Raw genomic sequence first — 22,110 nt, 5'->3', positions numbered from 1 at the left:
TAAAATTAAAGCGAGGTTTGATCTATGATGAGTGTTTTAAAAAAAATCTGTGGCTCTAAAAATAGTTTAAAGTCTTTTGATAACGAGGTTTATCAGTCTATAGAAAAAGAATTACAACGCCAAAAATCACAATTGCAATTAATTGCATCAGAAAATTTTGCAAGCAAAGCGGTAATGGAGGCACAAGGCTCTTTTCTGACTAATAAATACGCAGAAGGTTATCCAGGTAAAAGGTATTACTGTGGTTGTGAGCATGTGGACAAAATTGAAAGTCTGGCTATAGAGAGACTTTGTAAGTTGTTTGGTGTAGAATTTGCAAACGTTCAACCTCACTCTGGTTCTCAGGCGAATCAAGCAGTGTTTGCTTCACTACTTGCTCCAGGTGATACGATACTTGGATTGTCACTGAATTGCGGTGGGCATCTAACTCATGGTGCGGCACCAAGCCTTTCTGGTAAATGGTTTAAGTCAATTCAATATACAGTGAATAAAGACACTTACTTGCTGGATATGGATGAGATAGAAAAGCTGGCGCTGGAGCATAAACCGAAATTGATCATAGCTGGTGCTTCTGCTTATCCGAGAAAAATGGACTTCAAACGCTTTCGCGAAATTGTAGATAAAGTTGGTGCTTATTTGCTTGCAGACATTGCTCACTATGCAGGGCTTATTGCAGCGGGCGAATATCCATCCCCTGCTGAATATGCACATGTTATGACTTCCACAACTCACAAAACTTTGCGTGGTCCTCGTGGTGGAATAGTGATGACCAATGATGAAGCATTACACAAAAAAATTCAATCTGCAGTTTTTCCAGGATTGCAGGGCGGGCCACTTATGCATGTGATAGCTGCAAAAGCTGTTGCATTTAAAGAAGCATTAGCACCAGAGTTTAAGACTTATAGCAAGAAAGTCGTGGAAAATGCGAAAGTGCTGGCTCAAGAATTGCAAAAGCATGGACTTGACATTATAACCGGTGGCACTGACTCTCATATAGTGCTAGTTGACTTAAGATCGCAGAAATTAACTGGAAAAGACGTTGTAGATAGCCTTGAGAGAGCCGGTATTACCTGTAATAAAAACTCTGTACCATTTGATACAGCAAAGCCGACCATCACTTCAGGGCTCCGTTTTGGCACTGCTGCTGAGACAACACGCGGACTTGAGGCAGAAAATTTTAAAGGAATAGCCGGCCTAATAAATGAAGTGGTTCAGGGATTAATCAGCGGAAATAGCCCTGATATTGAAAGAACGGTAAAAACTAAAGTTGAAAAGATTTGTAGTAATTTTCCTATTTATTAATTTATGTGGCGTTATTCAAGTAGCCCGCAGAAACAAAAAACTTACTTGACACCCTTCGCCAGCCCCCTTATCATGAAACTGAAGCTATTGTATTTGCTTTCGCCAATCTGCAGATTAAAAGGTAAGGATTACTTAATGTATCGGCGTCTTATGTTCAATTTTTTGCAGTATATAGATACTGTATGTCTTTACAAAACTTCATCTACATCTAGATTTTTATCTAAATAAGCTGAACGCGCTTATAAAGCGTTACAAGACATCAAAAAATGCCAATACTCGACAGAGATAGTAAAAGACTAGCTAACTCGGGGATTCTTTGTCTTTTTTTCTGCTTAGTAAATTTCTTAAACATTTGCAGCGTAAGTTAGTTGCAATTAAAAGCAGCTGAATTTCGCTTGTCAAGCGTTTAAAACATAAAAAACGCCAATATTTTAAAGCGGATAATAACCCCAGGGCTTCTTTTGCCTTTTTTTTCGTTTGGTAAATTTCTTAATGTTTGTAGCTAGCATGAACAAACATTTGAGAGTAACTTCTGCTGGTAGGGTGTCATCCCAGTGCTTGACACTGCTCTCCTTTGTCATCCCAGTGCCCAGACACTGGGATCCAGGAATTTTATTAAGTTGGTAAGCATAAAAGTAGCCGTTTTATGTTAAAATACAACATTTTAATGATTATGAAAAGGCTGGATTCCAGCGTCACGCGCTGGAATGACATTGTAGGGTGTTATCCGAGTCCTTTTTCCGTCATCCGAGGACCGTATGACGTCATCCAAGTAGCGTGACTACTTGGATCTAAGCTGTATTACCAAGTCCAATTAAGTGCAGCATCATCACTTGTTGGAGGCTCAAAATACGGTTGTGAAATTTCCTCTTGCACAGCTCTTTTAAATTCCGGACTTTCTATGCTTATCTTTGTTACATGCTCTTGTAAGGCTTTCTCAGCAGCTATTTCAGCAGCTGTTGGACTTTTACCATCTGCTCCTGGATCCCCTTTATCTCCTTGTGGGCCTTGAGCTCCATCTTTACCATCTGCTCCTTTAGGACCAGTATCCCCTTTATCTCCTTTTAGCCCGGTGTCTCCTTTATCTCCTTGTGGGCCTTGAGCTCCATTTGCTCCTTTTAGCCCTTTACCTACTAAGAACTCCTTTACTGTTTGGTTATTTTGACCATCATACTTTGCTTTATCTGGGCTATCAAGAAAGTTTCCTAATGTATCTACTAGAACTGATTCATTATTATCTTTTGTACTAAGTAAACTTCCCAGAGCTGTTGATAGACCAGTTATTTTGTGCTCTGTTATTTGACCACCATTTGGTGTATATCTCACTTTAAGATCATTTGTGGTTATATCCAAAGTATATTCATTACCCGTATTATCTGCCAAAGTTACAAGTTTGACTTCTGACAGAGTTGCTGCTGCTGTTCCTGCAGCACTTTCAAATTTTAAACTAGCTGGCATATCACACTCCACTAATTACAAAAACCATAGCATGCATGAAAATAGTATAATTTTCGTTAATGCTAGATTTTACATAAGATTTCCTTGAAACTTGTTGTTTCAGAATTCTTCTCTTGTCATTCAAGTGTGTAGCAGATGATGTCATTCCAGTCTGGAATCCAGCCTTTATTATGCAGCCACTTATTTAAAGTTAAGTTTTCTGGATCCCAGTGGGCTTTGTTGCATCGCTACTTATGAAAGGCTAACTATAGTTAGGATTATAAGCAACCTATTGAAAATCTTATTTTTTTGCAATCAATCTGATCAAATTTAAGAATAGTAATTTGTTATTTATATTAATAAATTTAATTCTATTGAAAATAGCTAAAGCATTGAAATTCTTGAATTTTAGCCAGATTAGTGAGTGGTAGTGAAATTTCTTTTACTCAAATTTAGGTATTCACTGACCGTTCTTGTTATAAATACCAGAATAATAAGCTACTGATATTCGCTATCTTTTTTATCTTTAATCCATCATAGCTAGCGATGCAACAAAGCCATCCCAGTGTCTGGGCACTGGGATGACACCGAAGGGGCTACTCGGATGACAAACCCTGTCATTCCAGGGCGTGACGCTGGTTTCCATCCAAGACGGCAGTGCTTGACACTGGAATGACAAGAAGAGGGCACTGCCCTCCTTGTATGTATTAGATATAGGCCGAGTTGTGGTCGTGATAAATGTGATCGCTTGCGCAATCGAACATTTTCACAAAACCATTCTCTAGATAAAGATTATATTCGTGATGTTGATCTGATAATACAATATTATCTTGCTCCCCTGAATTGAAATGACTTGAATCTGACAGCAATTCGTAATTTGGATTATCTATTTTACTAATGCTGTTTATTACTTTGCCATTACCACTTGATATAGCTAAACTATAACTATCACCATCCTTCATTATCTTGATGGACACCTTATCTTCAGGTAACACTATAAGCTTCTTTGTGCCACTATCGTGGATTACGAATTTGCCTTTTTCAAAATAGTATTTGTCTTCCGGCAAAGCACCAACCTTATAATCTGATGTGTGCAGTTTGTTCCAAAAATCTAACACAGATTGCTTTTCTGCTCCTTCCGCTCTATCATACAAGGCTTTCACATCATTATAATTTATCGTTACATTTGCCTTATGCTTCCCTTCTGAGTCCTGCTCGTAGCTCTTTTCTATTTTGAGAATTGTGTCTTTTAATACTACCTGTTCTTGCTCTTTCTCCTCCACTGAAGCTGACCTTTTTGCCCTTGTTGGAATTTGTGGCTGATCAGACTGCATTTCACTATTGTCGTTTGATGCAGTTTTCTCTTCAGCAGCTTGTGCAACAACATTAGTAGTACTATGAACTTCTGTCTTAGTTTCACTTACTTGCCCTTTTGGACTTTCGGTTTGTTTCTCTTTTGTAAATATTCTCTGATAGTCCGTGTAGCCTCTATTAGTATCACCGATATCGCCACTGCCTTGATCAAAAGTTATTTTTTTACTTCCATTTCCCATATCTTCAATTTCAACTTGAGGAGAAACAGATGCTAGGAAATCGTTATAACTGTAGTTGTAGTCAGCAGAAAAGAATATTTTCCCTTTGAAGTTATGGAAGTTATTAGATAACATACCAATTTCTTCGTCGCCATCAAACAATTTTACTTTAGTGAAATATGTTTGATCTTTTATTCTAACTATTTCACCGCTAGAGTTTTTTTGTATGTGGTAATCATTTGGGTCGTGCTTTATAGCAAAAAGTTTGCCAGAGCCATATTTCTCTAAGTTTATAAGGCCCACATTTACATGTTTATGGGAATAATCTCTCTTTTCATATTCATGTGCAAATATTGGATCTATGTATCTATATTCGTCTGATATATTTGGCATACCTACTGGATGTTCATTCCCATCTTTCGTCACCGGAACAAGCTTATATGCTCCATCTTTTTCCACTAATTTTAGGTGAGTAATACTTTGTGGTAGTTGAAACCTTACATTTGCTCCATGGTCATGAATAAATAGATCACCTTTCTCAGTAATATAAAAGCCCATATTTTTGAACTCATGTAAGCGCTCGTCTCCTTGCTTTACAACCGCTTCGTGTACATCATCGTCTGTTCTATCTGTTCCCTTATTATCCAATAATTTTCCTTTTTCCACGATTACTCCATTTGCCTTTTGCTCATTAGAATATTGAGCATGTTCTGAATCCTGATGATTCAAAATTTTGGTACCCCTAAGGAGCAGAGAATCTAAATCTTTTTGGATGTGTCCAGTGCTAGGATGCAACAATTCATTTTCATGTAAATGCGCCTCATCAAAGTATTCATCGCGTTCAACTGTTCTGCCATCTATTAGGGAAGCTTTATAATGACCATTTTCTTTTGTAACTGCCATGTAAGCACCGCCTTCGTATGAAACATTTAAGTTGTGTAATATATCCTCAAAAACGAAAGTTTCTTTAGTTTGGCCTTCAACTTGCTTAAAAAATCCTGATTCGCTCAATAATTCTCCAAGCTTTGTATTTCCGTCATATATAGACAGTGCACCCATATCTCCTTGACCATGAGCTTGCATAGAAAAAATCTTACCTTCTTGTAGATCAATATGAGTACCTCTGATTAAGTTTGGATCGATATTGACCAGCCCATCTAATATTTTTGCTGCTTGGGAATTATTTTCAATCTTATCAACAGCTTTGTTTTTTAGTTGATCAAACTTTAAAAATGCTGGTCTGTATTTTGTATTTTCCTCATTACGTAACTCTTCAATAGTAATCTCTCCTTTATGATATTTTTGATACATTTCACCACGTTCTTTATTCAAATTATCAAATTCATCTACCTGATTCTTAATTTCTGTATCATATTTTGATAATATCCTTAAAGCCTGATTTTTATACTCTTGACTGTTTCGATATTCATTACCTTGTTGGTCAGAGTAAGTTAGTTTATCCTGTCCATCGGAAGTTTTTACTACCTTGAGGAAATGATATTCCTTTGATATATCAAGTGTATCATTTGTTGCCCTATTTATAGCACGAGCAACATCATAAAATGCAACGTGTTCTACAGGAGAAAAACTTCCAACGTTTTCTCCATCCATTTTTTCTATATTTGCTTTATAGTAGGATACGTTTTTAATTTCTCCACCCACTATTTCTTGACCAATTGCTATGAAATCTCCTTTTGTAACTTGCAAAGCGTTGAGATGTTCCATTGCAGTTTCTGTATCATTCTCAGCAAGCCAACTTTTGAAGTCAGTATCGTGTCCTTTTATGTCTTTCAAGAAACTTTTTGACTCATCTGAGTTACCTTGACGTAAAGCATCTAGGTAGTCTCTTAATAAACTAGGATCTTTTTCCTGTAAGTACATTATCAACGCATGACCTGTTTTATAAACCAAGCTATTTGCTTCGCTGTCCTTTGAGTATTCTAAACTTAAAATTTTATCTAAATCCAAATTTGCAGCTTCAGTTTTGTCGATCCTTGAGAATTGAATTTATGATCTGAATGATGCTCAAAGTAGTCTGCAATTCCTTCCATTAATACTGTAGGTAAAGATTTGCCTCCTGTAGCCAAGTAAGTTAAACCATGTGCAAATTCATGCTGAAGGTTATGAACGCCACCTTGCTGGTAGACGTACATTTCAGCAAAAACGTCAGCTTTCCCTTTGTAGTAACATTTACCACCTTCGTCTCCAAGGTAAGAACCGAAACGCTCGCTTCCGCCAAGGTGAGTGTAATCATCCTTGTCATCAAACATGTAAATTTTAAATGTTTGTTCTGAACTGCCGCGTTCTAACTCGAATGCGTTTTTAAAATTAGTAGCTGTTTCTCTTATCTCACTTTCAATGTTAGCAACTTTACTTGCTCTTAAATTGTGAGAATAAACCTCTACTTTAATATTTAAATCTTCAACTTCTATAACATGTAGCGAATTAAACCCTTTGCCGTTATTGTTGAAATATTCTGCTTTAGTTATATTTTTATTTACTTGTTGACTAATTGTCATAATTTTAACCTCTAATTTGCTGATTTTTCAATATCAAGCATAAAGTAATTTCCCTAAAAAAAACGTAAATCCCTGTATTAATATAATTTATATCTTAATAAATAAAGTATAGATAGTTAACTTAGTATGTAAAATTTAGAATATGGCTGAAATTCTATACAGCTATATTCCGGAATCACATTGGACAAGGACAAAAGCAAAGTGGTTTATTGACTTTCATTCCACCAAAGCACTATACTAAAACCACGATGGGTAATTAGCTCAGTTGGTAGAGCACTTGCTTGACGTGCAAGCGGTCGCTGGTTCGAACCCAGTGTTACCCACGTTTTTGTTTATGAAAAGATTTTATATGACAGCAGTGCATAACGGTAAACACTCAGCAGCGCAGTCCAAGCGCTTAATCTATTCCATAATAATAGTTGCGATAACAATGTTTATGGAAATAGTAGGTGGAATAATTTCACATTCGCTTGCTCTATTATCAGATGCAGGGCATATGCTCACTGACCTCTTTGCCTTGGTTTTAAGCTGGTTAGCACATAGGTTTTCAGCTAAGAAATCCGATTTGCAGAGATCATACGGATATCATCGGTTGCAGATAATTGCAGCATTTGTTAATGGTTTAACTCTATTCCTCATTGCAGTAATCATTATAATTGAGTCAATAAAGAGGTTTATTTTTCCAGTCAATGTTGAGTGGAAAGTAATGTTAGTAATTGCTACACTTGGCCTGATCTCTAATATCATAGTCTTTTTTATATTGCATAGTAAATGCGAGAGCAATATAAACATAAAAAGTGCTGTACTACACGTTATAGGAGATATTTTAGGTTCTGTAGCTGCTATACTTGCATCCATAATTATCATGTTTACTGGATGGCAAATGGTGGATCCGATTTTATCGGTATTTGTCAGTGTAATCATTTTGAACAGTGGCTACAAAATTCTAAAGAATTCTTGCCACATACTTCTTGAAGGTACACCTGAAGGGATATCTACTGAGGAAATAAAAAGTAAGATCACATCAGAATTACCTGAAGTGGTAGATGTGCACCACATACATGCATGGTCACTGTCTGATAATTATTTTATAATTACCATGCATGCCAAAGTAAAGCAAGATGCACAACACACTGATATTTTGTATGAGATAAAAAAAATACTACTAAATAGGTTCGAGATAGCACACTCTACAGTCGAGATCGAATACAATGAGTGTGCGGATAATAAAATACTTAAACATTGACGTTTTAAATTATTATGCTATTACTAGAGTGTAATGATGTCAAAGGTAGGCTATGATAGGCATTTCTCAAATACAATTTCCTTCAAAGGAATCTAGCAAGCTAAAGTTTGTTAGTTATTTTGCAACTTTTGTTTCTTTAAGCATTATCACTAATCCCGTTAATGTTCTTTTTTCTCTTGGTACTATATTCTTCAGGTCTGAAATTAAAACTCTTTATATCTACAAAGAAATAAAAACGGCAAAACAGCAAAAAATGAGCAAAAGGGAATATTGGGAAATATTTTTTAAGAACAATACAATCAAGGTAGCAGCCTTCCTCTTGTTTTCTGCTTTCATAACATATCTAACTTTCACTACCACTTTCTTGCTTATTTCGTTACTGGGAACTATACCACTTACAATGCTATTAATTTTATTGCAGAGTGAACTAAGGCCAAAAGATTTTAACCCATTTACGCTGCTTAAAGCTTCTATAAATTTCTTTTTGGAAGGTATAAAAGAGAATTTACGTGGTATGGTTAATAGTTTTGATGTCAAGCTTGAACATTTACTGCCCCATCAATTAAATGATGATATCATTAAAAATATTGATAAATTAAAAGATAAGTATGGTGAAGAAGTATCCAAAGACGTTATTAATGATAGGGAATTCAAGCAATTTATTGAATATATAAATGATTTATATGAACTTAATTATCGTCAATTTAGTGATGAAGATAAAGGAAGAGTAATTGCATTTTTAAATGACTTTTGCAAAGATGATCAAAAGCATAGCTCCGGCTTTACAGGTGGACGGATTTTACTTTTAGTTCTGAAAGCCTGAAATGATGGAGACAGAGAAGCTGTAAAAAATAAAAAAGACGCGTTAATTACAAATTTGCTTGATAGCCAAACTTTCTCTAGAAAAGAGCGAATTCCTAACACTTGCTTCACCGGTATTATCTATAGAATGTTAAGCACGCTAGAGGGTATTCATCCTGATCCAGAAATTAGATTTACTCCTCCAAGGCAAATATTACTTTCAGAAGCACAAAATGAAGCACGTAAGTTCATGTTAGACAGGTTAAAAAACAAGAAAAACAATAAAGAAATTTTTAAGGCTTGGTATGACGTTCAAAATGGTTATGAAGACGATGAAAGTCAAAAAATAGTTGATGATTTTATTTCAGAAGTAAGTATTCCTTTAATGAGAAAATTATTGAGTATTACTTCTCAATATAGTGAACAAATTGTGCTGACGTTAATGAAAAATATTAGCTCTATAAAGTTAAATAAATTACAATGTTGTGAGCTGGTTCAGCACATGAGAAATAAACTGCAGGAGCATGGTTTAGGTGACCAAGAAAGTTTACTCGAAAACATCGGAAAAAAAGTATTCTTAGAGCTATTAAATCGAGATCTACTCGAGACAGATTTTTCTCTCAAGGATTCATCTTTGGATGGAGCTAAAAGAATAGCTAACAAAATAATAATAGGAGAAGTTGAGAAATTTAGGTCAGAAGCTGCTGAAAAGGCTAGGGAAGTTAACTCTATAGAAGTTCAAGTGGATGTTACATTGCGGGGTCTGTCAACCTTGCCGCGAGAAAAGAAGTGTTGCATTGCATATAGCAGACTAAGTGGCCAGTATGAAGGTGATGAGAGAGAGATAATGGAGAACATCTTACTAAAAAAATTAGAGATAACGAAAAAAGAAATGAATAAGATGCTAGAAGAGAATGATATACGTAAACTAAAATTAGCACTTGATGATGCATGTAAGAAAAGTGGAAAAAACATGGAAGAAATGATAAAAGAAGTAGAAGAAGTAGTCTCAAGTCGTTTCTCGCATGAAGTATCTGTTAGTAATATAGCAACAGAGTCAGCACACTTATAAAAATTTATTTTCCTTACCTTGCAGAAGATTCACAATATTTCTGTGGTGTTTTAGGAAGACCAGTGCTCCTATAATTAGTAATGTTAAGAACAAATTCCTCTGAAAAAAAAAGGACCATGCTACAGCCGTTGAAGTAGCACTGAGTGAAGCAAGGGAAGAGTATTTAAAGGCAAGAAAGACTATTATCCAAATTATTACGAATACTGAAGTAATATCAATGTTAAATGCTATCAGTATCCCTAGAGTGGTTGCAACGCCCTTTCCTCCACTGAATTTTAGCCAAATAGGAAACATGTGTCCTAAAACTGCTAAAATTGCAGATACATATATATAAAAATCGTTATTATCACAAAATTGTTGTGCTATATAAACGGCAATAAATCCCTTAAAGGAATCCAGAAATAATGCCAAAGCAGCAAGAAATTTATTTCCCCTCCTTGCAACGTTTGTAGCACCAATGTTTCCTGAACCTACTTCTCTTAAGTTTATCCCTTTTATTCTTGTAATAATTAAGCTAAACGGTATTGAACCGAGTATGTAGGATAGTGTAAGGACTATAACTAACACAGGTAAAATTTACTGATTAATAATCGCAAAATTTCGTCATCCCGCTGCTTGTTAGCGGGATCTATGCTGAGATACCGCGAATAAATCGCGGTATGACGTAGGGAAATCTTACTTATTATAGCTATACCTCTCCGCATATGCCAAAATTTAATTGATTTTATTATTCCTCAGCCTTTTTAGGTAGCACTGAACTTCCTCGTTAATCTGATTACTAAACAGTATAAGCGCTGTCATGTTGATAAGAGCTAAACAAGAGAATAAAGTTCCGCCAATATTAGCAATAGCCATTATGTCTTTAGAAAGGCCAGAGAAAAACGCCACAATTATTACCGCTATGCGATATATCACTATACTTTTTGCACCAAACAAATATAACCACCCCATTTCACAACAATATACAAATGAAACTACCGAAGAAAATGCAAACAAAGGTGCAGCTATGGTTAAAAGTATAGGAAACCATGGAGAAACTGTCTCAAATGCCTTTTGAGTAATTAATATCCCTTCACCAACACTAGTCTGGTATGCACCTGTTATTACTACTGTTATTCCTGTTAAACAGCAAATTAACATTGCGTCAAAGCATGGTTCTATCATAGCAACAAGCCCAGTTCTTACTGGTTCTTCATCTTTAGTTGTTGCATGAGTAATTGAAGCAGAACCAACACCCGCTTCGCTGGCAAAAATTGCCCTTTGAATTCCAGCAACAAATGCTCCTACCATCCCTCCACCAACAGCATTGAAATCTATCATAGTGGAAAATAATATTTTTAACGTATAACCAAGGTTATGAATATTAAATGCAATAATAATAATACAACTAAAGATATATATAAGTGACATAATAGGCACTAGTGCAGAAGATACTCTAGCTATCCTTTTAATTCCGCCAATAATCACTAGAGCAAGCAGCGCAGAGATTATGGAAGAAAGAAACCAAGAGTGACCATCTACCCAACTTGAATAGCCAGATAATATTGAAACCATTTGATTGGTTTGAAACGCTACACTTCCACCAAGACCTGATAATACAAAGAATACTGCATACATGGCAGCCAGCACAATACCAAGTTTTTTAAATCCAAATTCCTCCAGACCATTCCTTATATACTGAAAGGGACCACTAAACAATTGGTCCTGATCTTCTGTTCTATGTCTAAACGCCAACGTTACCTCAGCAAATTTTGCTGACATACCAAAAAAACCTGTAATCATCATCCAAGGCACCGCTCCTGGCCCTCCCATTGAAACTGCAATTGCGACTCCAGCAACAGTTCCAAGACCTACTGTGCTTGAAAGTGCAGTCATAAATGCCTGAAAATGCGTAATATGACCATCATGGTGATTCGTGTCATATTTTCCACATAAAATAGCAAATGCATGCTTAAACATTCTTATGTTGAGAAATCCAAACCGTAATGTTAGAAACACATAACCAAAAACTAGTAGAAGGATTATAAATGGCACGTAAAGGATCTTGAAAAACAGTACTTCATTCATGAAATTATTTATTCCGTTCAACACAGCGTCATAACTTTCGTAAAAACCTGAAGCAGCGTACACATCATTAAACAATAGGCAAAATAACACCATACAAAGCAATCTATAAATCATGTTAATACCCTTTAGAATTGTAATAAGAATCTATTGTATTCAAAACTTCCCTTCTTAGTAGATATATTGCAACAGCATTTGGAATCATAAGGCACATAAACAAACTGTCACCTAGATAAGATATAAATTCTATATTCTTTGACATACAGCTGATATACACTGAAACCACCATAAGAATTTGGAACGGTATCAGTATTTTTTTACTACCAAATAAATACAGCAAAGCAACTTCACAGTAGTAACAATAAGCTATTATTGTGGAAAATGCAAAGGAAAACATCATTAGCGGAAAAACTAACTTGCTGAACAAGGGCAAAGCTGTTGAAAATATCGAACTAATTAGTGTAATATCACCCACGTTATCAGTGCTATGCATACCAGTGATAATTATCACAATACCAGTCAAAAATGAGATTAATATTGTGTCTATAAGTGGTGCAATCATTGCAACGCACCCAACTTTAATTGGATCTTCTTCTTTTACAGCTGAATGTGCTATAGCTGCTGTTCCGGTACCTGCTTCGTTAGCAAACACTGATCTTCTCACTCCGGCTATTAATCCGCTCAATACTCCGCTTCCTATAGCTGATTTATTGAAGATATCTTGGAATATTATGGATAGAGCATTCAGCAAATTACTTCCGTTTACATAAATTAAATATATACACATACCCACATATAGCACTATCATAATTGGTGCTAAGCTCGTTGAAACGAAAGCAATGCGCTTTATTCCTCCCAATATTACAATAAAGACAAGCAGGGATATAATAATGGATGCGTTGTATTCTAGGAGGTTATTTGATAGTGCTGCTATTTGATTTGCTTGAAATGGTATACCGCCCAAAATCATTGCAATAAGTAGCATAATCGCATAAGTGAAGGCAAGAAATCTACCAGTTTTTGCAAATCCAATTTTTGCAAGCCCGTACTTCATGTAATAAAAAGCCCCGCCAGTTGTATTTTCAGAGCGATAAGTAAATGCAAGCACCACCTCGGCAAACTTTATCGACATACCAAGTATTCCGGTAATTACCATCCAAAAAACTGCACTTGGGCCCCCTATTGTGATAGCTATTGCAACTCCTGATATTGTTCCAAGACCAACTGTTCCTGAAATTACTGTTGCAAACGCTTGAATATGAGTGATTATGCCATTGTTGCTGTTATTACACTTTAGATTGAATAGCGTCTGTATTCCATATTTAAGTAACCTAAAGTTAATGAATTTGAACTGGGCAGTACAAAAGATTCCAGTTGCAATTACCCAAATAATTATAAATGGAATGTTGAATATCTTTATATACAGAAATGAATTTAATAGTTCACTTATCTTCAAAATCATGCAGTTTTCTATTTTTTGTTAGCTAACGAGTTTTATATGTAAAATATATGTAAAACCCGATGCTTATTGGAATAGTAAGTGTATACACTATACCTAAAATTGGTAGAGTCATCCAGGGCTTACTGATGAAAAATACAATAAGTACTCCAAAAAATGACACAAATATATAGGATAGGCTTTTGGGAATATAAATATATTTTGCAGAGAAAGTTGGAATGTGACTTATCGAAAAAAATGAAATGGCCAGAAAGTAACAAGCTACGTTTCTTGTGTTAAAAAATCGCTCTATGAGAAGTAAGTATTCACTCTCATGAGATTGAAAGGTAATAATTATTGGTAACAAAGAAAGTAAAGCACACACTGGAGCTGGAACACCAGAAAAGAAAAATTTTTCCCAGTATGGTTGTTCTGAGTGTAGCGAAACATTAAATCTTGCAAGTCTTATTGATATGCAGATTACGTATATCATTACTAAAATCCAACCTATGACTTTGATTTCGTTTAGCTTCCAAAAATACAAAAGAAATGCAGGCGCTGCACCAAAATTTAGAAAATCTGCAAAAGAATCAAGCTGGGCTCCAAAATCGCTAGTTGATTTTAGAATTCTAGCTATTCTGCCATCCATTCCATCTATTATTGCTGCAATGATGATAAAAATTACTGAGAATTCCCATTGTTCATTAAATGTAAATTTAAGTGAAGTGAGACCAGAACATAAACCCAATAAAGTTATAAAGTTTGGGAATAATTTAGTAATAGGTAAGAATCTACTGTTACTTCCATCGTTATTCATATAACGTCAAAAGTAAGCTTCTCTTGAACGTTTTCCTTATTTAAGTTTGCTATAATTGTTTCACCACCAATAACAGTTTGCCCTTCTGAAACTCTGACTTCTGTATCAGCAGGAACATAGATATTCACTCTACTGCCAAACCTTATAATTCCAAACCTTTCACCTGCTTTTACGTTCTGGGATATTCCTAAATTACAAACGATACGACGTGCAATTAATCCAGCTATTTGCTCCACAATAATTTCTTTCCCCTTTTCGTATTCAATTACAATAACCTGCTTTTCATTTTCATTACTAGACCTATTGCTCATTGCGGATACAAACTTGCCTTTTTTATAACTCATTTCCTTTATCGTACCAGATATTGGTATACGGTTCACATGGACGTTCAAAACACTTAAAAATATGCTAACAAGCGTAAACTTCTTCTCCTCTCCGTTTTCTGCTGATAAAGGATAATTAACTTCTTCAATTTTTGAAATCACACCATCAGCAGGACTTAATATAAGATTCTTATTGTTTGGCACAGCTCTTGCTGGATCACGAAAGAAATAAGTACACAATAATGTCGGAAACAAGCACGTAACGCCAAACCCCCAAGATATAGAGAATGCTATACACGTTACTATAAAGGAAACTACTATAAATGAACAACCTTCCCTGTTTATATTAGGTAAACCAAAACACATAATCTTATTAACAATAACCTATTGTTAACAATTTATCATTTATAATTTCTCATGAAAAGCTTTTTTTAACTGCTTCAGCAAAGTCTTTTTGATACAAGGTAACATTACAGATTGTTATATTAGCACATAGAATTACCGTCATACTGTAACAACCCGTCCAACACAAAATCTAATGCCTAAGTTTAGATCAGAAAACTGATTCTTCTAAAAGTTGCTCACTATCCTCGTCTATTATGATAGAATTATCATGATTTCTGAGTAAATCTCTGATTTTTGTTTCTATTTCATTTGCGACTTCTTTGTTTGTTTTTAGGTAAGTTTTTACATTCTCTCTTCCTTGCCCAAGACGTGTGTTGTTATATGAATAGTAAGCGCCTGCTTTTTCAAGCACACCAAGCTTTGCTCCCATATCTATTATTTCTCCGAGTTTTGATATACCTTCATTGTACATTATATCAAATTTCGCTTCTCTAAATGGAGGAGCAACTTTATTTTTTACAACTTTAACTCTTGTTTCATTACCTGTAATATTTTCTTTGTCTTTTATTACACCAACTTTTCTTATATCAAGCCTTACAGAAGTATAGAATTTTAATGCATTTCCACCCGTGGTAGTTTCAGGATTTCCATACACTACTCCTATTTTCATACGAATTTGATTAATAAATATCAATATACAGTTCGCTTTTGAAACGGCAGAGGTTAGTTTCCGTAGCCCATGACTTAGAAGCCTTGCTTGCAGCCCCATATGTTGATCACCCATATCACCTTCAATTTCAGCTCTTGGAGTTAATGCTGCGACAGAGTCAATAACTATCACATCAACCGCACCAGAACACACTAAATACTCAACAATATGCAACGCCTGCTCTCCAGTGTCTGGTTGTGAAATCACTAAATCATCAGTGCTTACCCCAAGTTTACGAGCATATAAGACATCCAATGCATGTTCTGCATCGATAAATGCGCATGATCCTCCTTTTTTTTGTGCTTCAGCAATCACGTGCAAGGCAAGAGTGGTTTTACCAGAACTCTCGGGGCCAAATATTTCAATTATACGCCCTTTTGGCAGACCTCCAACACCTAGAGCCGAATCAAGCGCAATTGATCCTGTGGATATTGTGTCTATTTTTTCTACAGGGTTTTGCTTCAACTTCATTATTGCACCTTTACCGAATGCTTTTTCAATCTGGCTTATTGCGTTATCTAGCGCTTTTTGTTTATCACTATTTCTTTCTTCTGGGTTACTTGCCATAGATCATTTATTAATTTATATAATTCTCTATGATAATCAAACGCGAATAACCTGCCAAGGTTTTTCTAGTATTTATGTATTATTTCAATGAAAAATATTAACGTTTTCATAAAGCAGATATTTGTTTGCCTTCGTTAGTAACACACTATACTTTAGTGTACGAACGTTGCAATTTGCAGCACAGCAGGTGGTGTCATCCAAGTAGCCAACACTGAAATGACTAAATTCGAAATGGCTACATGAATTTATTGTAAATTACTACCGTATAAGGTGCGATGCAACAAAGCCATTCCAGTGTCAGCTACTTGAATGACACCTCTTAGATGGGTCAGCTACTCAGATCTGCCATGAAAACTGCAACCCTAAATGTTGGAGCACTGTCGTACACTAAGCGCTGTAATGACAATTTTAGTCGCTTCATACACTTGTCATGCTAGTCATAACAGAAATAATTTTTACCAAAGATATTTATGAAATAATTGACATAGTTTGGAAATATGTATATTATAGAACATTAATAGTTAGAGGTTGTCCGGAAACAAGTAAAAGGCTATAATATCTGAAATTTTAGTACGGGGTAAAGATGAGAAAAAAGTATCCAACAGATCTAAGCGAAAGGGAATAGGCAAGAATAGAAAAACACTTCAGAGTATCATACAAGAAAGGAGGAAGGCCGCCAAAGTATAGCAAAAGAGAAATATTAGAAGCAATTTTCTATGTATTGCGTACAGGGTGTCAATGGCGGTATTTATACCAATTCTCATTGTTGTCCAGTCAAATAGGAAACATTGCAGAGTTGTTTAATTGTGGAGCTGGCAAGAGAAGTAATAAATTTGCACAAAGCACCCTCAAGTAGAGCAATTGTATCGTATATTTTATTGCGCAAAATGTTCTGTTTTATATATAACCAAAGCCTCTCAACAGGATTTAGCTCAGGTGAGTATGGAGGTAGGTATATAATGTCGATATTTTTAGGTACCTTTAAATTTTTTGACCTATGCCAACTAGCACAGTCCATAACGAGAAAAGCCTCTCGTGTTTCTAGATATTGCGAAATTTGCTCAAGAAATATGTTCATGCAATCAGTGTTGACATTTGGTGCAAATAAGCTAGAACTCTCTCCATTTCTAGGATTAACTGCACTATAGAGATAGAAATTTTGCCTACCTAATTTTGTTTTAACCTGTGTTCTAATCCCCTTTTTAAACCACCCATGTCCAACTTTTGAATGTGTGCCAAACCGTGATTCATCAAAGAAAAATAGCTCTTTTTCTGGATACTTGCTAATAGCTCAATTGAGATTTTTTTTTGAATTCCTCTTGTTTGCTTTTATCTTGTCCATTATGAACTGGTCTTGGTGTAATATATGAGAATTTCATCTTTTGCATATGGCGGTGTACTGTAGATTTGCTGATATTTAATCCGAACTTTTCCTGGATTCTTATTCTCATTTCTTTAATGGTGATATTAGGATTTTCTTCTATCCACTCTTCAATTTGCTGTAGTTGAGCCTGATTTAATTTAGTTTTTCTACGACGTTGTGAAGGAGCAAACAGTTTTTCTTCTCTGCCAATTTTCAAGAGTTTTACCCACGAAGTTAGTGCGCTTCTTGAAATGCAATATATTTTTGCTACAGCCGTTATACTGTACTTTTTTGCTGCAATTACAGCATTTAGTTTTTTTGAAACATATGCATTATTCCTTACTTTCTTCAGCATTTCTTTTGCTGATTCTACTACTTTTTCATCCAATAATTTTGATCTTAATGCCATTTAAACCTCGCTATTTTACTTACTTCAGTATGGCTTTTCTTCCATCATTGTCCATCTGTTTGCCCTGTAATGGGAATTGGTATTAGAGGTTGTCCGGAAACAAGTAAATTCAAGCATATTCCCTCTTTAACATAACCCTACTCATAGCTAGGTATATGAAATTCTCAGTGGATGTTGTGAGTAAATCATACTCCTTCGATAGCCTTCTATTCCTATTAACCCAAGCAAAAGTCCTTTCTACAACCCATCTTCTTGGCTGTACTTTAAACCCTTGTTCTCTTGTTGGTAGTAGCTCAGGTGGCGTATCTTTGTGCACCCAAAATCTACATGGAGGCCTTGTAACAATTTCAATATCTATGTCATATTCTTCCTTTATGTGATTCTTTAAATTTCTTCCTTGGTATCCCATGTCAGCCCACATTTTTTTAACTTTAGTATATTTTGTTCTCATATTGTTTAATGCTATTTTAATACCATCTCTATCATTTTCGTTAGCAGCGCCTACGTAACAACCTAGTATAAAACCCTGAGTGTCTGTAATTATATGCCTTTTTCTACCCTTTACTTTTTTACTTCCATCATAGCCTTTGATCCCCCCTTTTCTGTAGTCTTTACAGATTGACTATCTACTATACAGGCACTTGGCTGCTCATTCCTTCCTATTTTTCTTCTACTATATTTTGTAATTTCATAATTCATTTTCTCAAAAATTCCCTGCTTCTTCCATTGCCTGAACTGCTCATACACAGTCTTCCATAGCGGAAAATCATTTGGTAAATACCGCCATTGACACCCTGTACGCAATACATAGAAAATTGCTTCTAATATTTCTCTTTTGCTATACTTTGGCGGCCTTCCTCCTTTCTTGTATGATACTCTGAAGTGTTTTTCTATTCTTGCCTATTCCCTTTCGCTTAGATCTGTTGGATACTTTTTTCTCATCTTTACCCCGTACTAAAATTTCAGATATTATAGCCTTTTACTTGTTTCCGGACAACCTCTTAATGAGAGTCCCATTTCACGGTGTTCAAATCTACTCCTTCTTGTACCATCTCCCAAAGTGGGCTCATTTCTCTCAGTCGGCCAACATTTTTAGTAATAAGATCTGTTGCGTACAAAACTTCTTCTTTGGTTGTAAATCGGCCTAGGCCAAATCTAATTGATGAATGCTCAAGGTCATGGCCATTATTTAACGACCGTATGACATAGGAAGGCTCAAGAGACGCAGATGTGCACGCAGAACCAGAACTTACTGCTAAATCCTTGATTGCCATGATGAGAGACTCACCCTCAACATAGGGAAAGCTCAAGTTTAGGTTGCCAGGAATCCTATTTTCATAGTCACCATTTAAAACAACGTCAGGAAATGCTTCTTTTATCTTATTGTACAAAATATCTCTCAGTCCTTCCAATTTGCTTGCTTCTGGTTCCATTTCTTCTTTAGCAATACGTGCTGCTTCACCAAAACCGACTGCAAGGGGAGTTGGAACTGTTCCAGAACGCATACCTCTTTCTTGTCCACCACCACTGATCAATGGTGTCAATCTAACACGAGAGCCCTTTTTACGAACGTATAATGCGCCTATTCCCATAGGTCCATAAATTTTGTGGCTAGAGAGACTCATAAGATCAATGCGCATCTCATTAACATCAATTGGAACTTTTCCAAAGCTTTGAGCTGCATCTGTGTGGAAAAATATATTATACTTTCTACATATTGCACCAATTTCTTTGACAGGCTGAATTATTCCGATTTCATTATTTACCATCATCACTGAAACCAGGATTGTTTGATCAGTAATTGCTTCCTCAAGCTTTGATAAATCTATAATTCCGTTTTGCTTAACAGGCAAATATGTAACTTTAAAGCCTTCATTTTCCAGATGCCGACAAGAATCCAAAACACACTTATGCTCCGTGCAGACAGTGATTATATGATTTCCTTTATTTTTATAAAAGTGAGCAACGCCCTTGATTGCTGTATTATTTGACTCAGTTGCACCTGAGGTAAAGATAATTTCTTTGCTATCTGCGTTCACCAGATCAGCGATGTGTTTCCTTGCTTTTTCCACTGCTTCTTCAGCAGTCCAACCAAATGAATGGCTGCGAGAGTGTGCATTGCTGAACTCACCAAAGTAAGGTATCATCACCTCTAAAACACGGGGATCCACTTTAGTAGTAGATTGATAATCAAGAAATATTGGTAATTTTATTTTAGCATCATGTATTTTTTTACTTTCAACATTCATAAAGCTACCACAGAGACAAAATTTACAACCATTTAATAGCACTAAAACTTAATTTTTTCAAGATATAATCTTGCATCAAGTACAAAAGTGTCATCCAAGTAGCTGACACATAACTGTACGAACATTTATTTGCGAAAGCAGTGTGTTAAATGTTATAGCCAGTTTTGCCTCAAACACAAAGGCAGTGCCCAAACACTGGGATGACACCCTACTGGTGGCAATTGCTTCCAAATCACAATGTTTGTACAATTGTGCGCCGTGTGCTGGAATCCGTTTTAGCCCTTATCTATATCTCAGTTCCACCAACAGTTATTGCGTCGACTTTGAGTGTCGGCTGACCAACTCCAACGGGCACATTTTGTCCATCTTTCGAGCATGTGCCAACACCAGGATCTAACTTTAAGTCATTACCAACCATAGATACTTTTTTCAACACTGTTGGACCGTCACCAATTAGTGTTGCCCCTTTGACTGGCTGTGTAATTTTGCCATTTTCTATTAGGTAAGCTTCCGAAGATGAAAAAACAAATTTTCCTGACGTTATATCAACCTGCCCACCACCGAAATTTACTGCATATAGACCTTTCTTTACGCTAGATATTATTTCCTTCGGTGTATACTTTCCGGGCAACATATAGGTGTTTGTCATGCGCGGCATAATAACTTCTTTATAACTTTCTCTTCTACCATTACCAGTTGGGCTTACACCCATGAGTTTAGCGTTCATATGATCCTGCATGTATCCTTTTAGGATCCCATCCTCTATCAATATATTATAACTGGGTGGAGTGCCTTCATCGTCTACGCTGATAGAACCGCGCAAATTGGGCAGAGTTCCGTCATCAACTACTGTGATGTCACTAGCTGCTACTTGTTTACCCACAGAATTTGAAAATGCTGAGACTTTTTTGCGATTGAAGTCGCCCTCAAGTCCATGACCCACGGCTTCGTGTAACAATATTCCTGGCCAGCCTGGACCTAAAACGACTGTCATTTCTCCGGCTGGAGTTGGAATTGCTTCAAGATTTACCAGTGCTTGTTCTAACGCTTGGTTTGCAACTTCTTTCCACTTTTTCTCAGAAATAAACTTACTATAAGAGTCCCTTCCACCATGCCCTGCAGAACCTCTTTCGGTACGGCCATCTTTTTCTACAATGACTAGCACATTAAAACGTACCAGAGGCCTGATATCGCTTAATCTGTGATCACCCTTTATTATTTGTACAACTTGCCATTCTCCACTTAGAGTTATTTTTACTTGCTTCACGCAGTTATTTTTGGACCTTACATACTCATTAACCTCATTGAGTAGCTTAATCTTTGAATTCAGATCCATTTCATTTATAGGGTTAATCCTCGAATATAGGCTTTTTGTCTCTTCGTTTAAATTTATTGAATTTGTCTTGTTTAAAGACACTGAGCTTTTTACCATAGAAGCAGCATTACTAATTTCTTTTTCGCTGATCTCAGAAGAACAAACGAAAGATGTACTATCTTCACAAAAAGACCTTAAACCAAATCCCCTTCTAGTATTCAAGTCCATGTGTTTTAATATGTTATCCTCAAAAACCAGGGACTCCGACTGGCAAAATTCTAGAAACAGCTCACCACCATCGCTATTGCTCAAAGCGTTATTGACTATTTTATACACGTTATTAATATTAACATTGTTTTGAGCAAAAAATATTTGATCTAGATTTGGCATTACCTTTGAACTAAAAATTGTTTAAGTATATTATTTAACTTTAACATAGTAAACTATAAAAAGCCCGGGTGGCGGAATTGGTAGACGCGCTAGCTTCAGGTGCTAGTAACTTTTTAAGTTGTGGAAGTTCAAGTCTTCTCTCGGGCACTCTTAGCTTCCATATTGCTTATTGAATTAATTAATGTTATAATATAGCATATTAGGTAATATTC

The 22,110-nt window shown here is 35.9% G+C and carries 15 protein-coding genes, 2 tRNA genes and 3 pseudogenes; 6 read left to right on the top strand and 14 right to left on the bottom strand.

The features are described from left to right. Positions 1 to 24: 24 nt before the first annotated feature. Positions 25 to 1,302 (top strand): serine hydroxymethyltransferase, encoded by a 1,278-nt coding sequence (glyA, locus tag LA754_RS05195; protein WP_006280039.1) that lies wholly within the window; start codon positions 25 to 27, stop codon positions 1,300 to 1,302. An 801-nt stretch (positions 1,303 to 2,103) separates the two neighbouring features. Here glyA and LA754_RS05190 read toward each other — a convergent pair. The 3 genes and pseudogenes from LA754_RS05190 to LA754_RS05180 form a co-directional block, all read right to left on the bottom strand. Further along, a complete protein-coding gene (locus tag LA754_RS05190; RefSeq protein WP_006280037.1) occupies positions 2,104 to 2,760 on the bottom strand; it encodes a collagen-like triple helix repeat-containing protein in 657 nt (218 codons plus the stop codon). Between the two features lie 519 nt (positions 2,761 to 3,279). Next, entirely contained in the window at positions 3,280 to 3,429 is a 150-nt protein-coding gene (locus LA754_RS05185) for a hypothetical protein (RefSeq protein ID WP_174930912.1), read from the bottom strand. Positions 3,430 to 3,446: 17 nt separating this feature from the next. Next, positions 3,447 to 6,790, bottom strand: a pseudogene (locus LA754_RS05180) (collagenase). 250 nt (positions 6,791 to 7,040) lie between these two features. On the opposite strand from LA754_RS05180, the gene LA754_RS05175 reads away from it, so the two are divergent. The 3 genes and pseudogenes from LA754_RS05175 to LA754_RS05165 all read left to right on the top strand — a co-directional run bounded on the left by LA754_RS05175 (position 7,041) and on the right by LA754_RS05165 (position 9,909). Then, positions 7,041 to 7,113: transfer RNA gene (locus LA754_RS05175), tRNA-Val, on the top strand. A 26-nt stretch (positions 7,114 to 7,139) separates the two neighbouring features. Further along, on the top strand, positions 7,140 to 8,036 hold the full coding sequence (locus tag LA754_RS05170) for a cation diffusion facilitator family transporter (RefSeq protein ID WP_077190514.1): 897 nt from the start codon (positions 7,140 to 7,142) through the stop codon (positions 8,034 to 8,036). Between the two features lie 52 nt (positions 8,037 to 8,088). After that, a pseudogene (locus LA754_RS05165) lies at positions 8,089 to 9,909 on the top strand (hypothetical protein). Here LA754_RS05165 and plsY read toward each other — a convergent pair. The 6 genes from plsY to recA form a co-directional block, all read right to left on the bottom strand. After that, the gene (gene plsY / locus LA754_RS05160; RefSeq protein WP_077188353.1) at positions 9,904 to 10,476 is read right to left on the bottom strand and encodes a glycerol-3-phosphate 1-O-acyltransferase PlsY; all 573 of its coding nucleotides are present in this window, start codon (positions 10,474 to 10,476) and stop codon (positions 9,904 to 9,906) included. The pseudogene LA754_RS05165 and the gene plsY overlap by 6 nt on opposite strands. Before the next feature lie 147 nt (positions 10,477 to 10,623). After that, positions 10,624 to 12,090 carry an amino acid carrier protein gene (locus LA754_RS05155; RefSeq protein WP_077190529.1) on the bottom strand — a complete coding sequence of 489 codons (1,467 nt, stop codon included), beginning with the start codon at positions 12,088 to 12,090 and terminating at the stop codon, positions 10,624 to 10,626. A gap of 1 nt (position 12,091) precedes the next feature. After that, complete coding sequence (locus LA754_RS05150; RefSeq protein ID WP_006279445.1) at positions 12,092 to 13,435, bottom strand: alanine/glycine:cation symporter family protein; 1,344 nt, start codon at positions 13,433 to 13,435, stop codon at positions 12,092 to 12,094. A 22-nt stretch (positions 13,436 to 13,457) separates the two neighbouring features. Continuing rightward, on the bottom strand, positions 13,458 to 14,228 hold the full coding sequence (locus LA754_RS05145; RefSeq protein WP_015589351.1) for a CDP-alcohol phosphatidyltransferase family protein: 771 nt from the start codon (positions 14,226 to 14,228) through the stop codon (positions 13,458 to 13,460). Beyond that, positions 14,225 to 14,917: a phosphatidylserine decarboxylase gene (locus LA754_RS05140; protein ID WP_006279395.1), complete on the bottom strand. Its 693-nt coding sequence runs from the start codon at positions 14,915 to 14,917 to the stop codon at positions 14,225 to 14,227. Before LA754_RS05140 ends, LA754_RS05145 begins: the two co-directional genes overlap by 4 nt. 187 nt (positions 14,918 to 15,104) lie before the next feature. After that, entirely contained in the window at positions 15,105 to 16,172 is a 1,068-nt protein-coding gene (recA, locus tag LA754_RS05135) for a recombinase RecA (protein WP_010963008.1), read from the bottom strand. Between the two features lie 631 nt (positions 16,173 to 16,803). On the opposite strand from recA, the pseudogene LA754_RS05130 reads away from it, so the two are divergent. Beyond that, positions 16,804 to 16,923, top strand: a pseudogene (locus LA754_RS05130) (transposase); the annotation flags it as partial. A gap of 9 nt (positions 16,924 to 16,932) precedes the next feature. On the opposite strand, the gene LA754_RS05125 reads toward LA754_RS05130, so the two are convergent. The 5 genes from LA754_RS05125 to tldD all read right to left on the bottom strand — a co-directional run bounded on the left by LA754_RS05125 (position 16,933) and on the right by tldD (position 21,898). Then, a protein-coding gene (locus tag LA754_RS05125) for an IS630 family transposase (protein WP_410530061.1) occupies positions 16,933 to 17,944 on the bottom strand; the annotation gives its coding sequence in 2 pieces (ribosomal slippage) (positions 16,933 to 17,463 and positions 17,465 to 17,944; 1,011 coding nt in all). Between the two features lie 109 nt (positions 17,945 to 18,053). Next, a protein-coding gene (locus LA754_RS05120) for an IS5 family transposase (RefSeq protein WP_238513981.1) occupies positions 18,054 to 18,838 on the bottom strand; the annotation gives its coding sequence in 2 pieces (ribosomal slippage) (positions 18,054 to 18,517 and positions 18,517 to 18,838; 786 coding nt in all). Between the two features lie 107 nt (positions 18,839 to 18,945). Further along, entirely contained in the window at positions 18,946 to 20,193 is a 1,248-nt protein-coding gene (locus LA754_RS05115) for an IscS subfamily cysteine desulfurase (RefSeq protein ID WP_077188391.1), read from the bottom strand. A 90-nt stretch (positions 20,194 to 20,283) separates the two neighbouring features. Beyond that, positions 20,284 to 20,424 (bottom strand): hypothetical protein, encoded by a 141-nt coding sequence (locus tag LA754_RS05110; protein WP_156517969.1) that lies wholly within the window; start codon positions 20,422 to 20,424, stop codon positions 20,284 to 20,286. Positions 20,425 to 20,479: 55 nt separating this feature from the next. Beyond that, positions 20,480 to 21,898, bottom strand: coding sequence for a metalloprotease TldD (gene tldD / locus LA754_RS05105; protein ID WP_010962974.1), 1,419 nt, complete (start codon positions 21,896 to 21,898; stop codon positions 20,480 to 20,482). A 62-nt stretch (positions 21,899 to 21,960) separates the two neighbouring features. Between tldD and LA754_RS05100 the strand changes: the two genes are divergently transcribed. Further along, positions 21,961 to 22,045 (top strand) — tRNA-Leu (locus tag LA754_RS05100). Positions 22,046 to 22,110: the final 65 nt, after the last annotated feature.

Source organism: Wolbachia endosymbiont of Muscidifurax uniraptor, from assembly GCF_054149795.1.
Note: the sequence above shows the minus strand (reverse complement) of the source record. Positions and strands in the feature narration are given on the sequence as shown.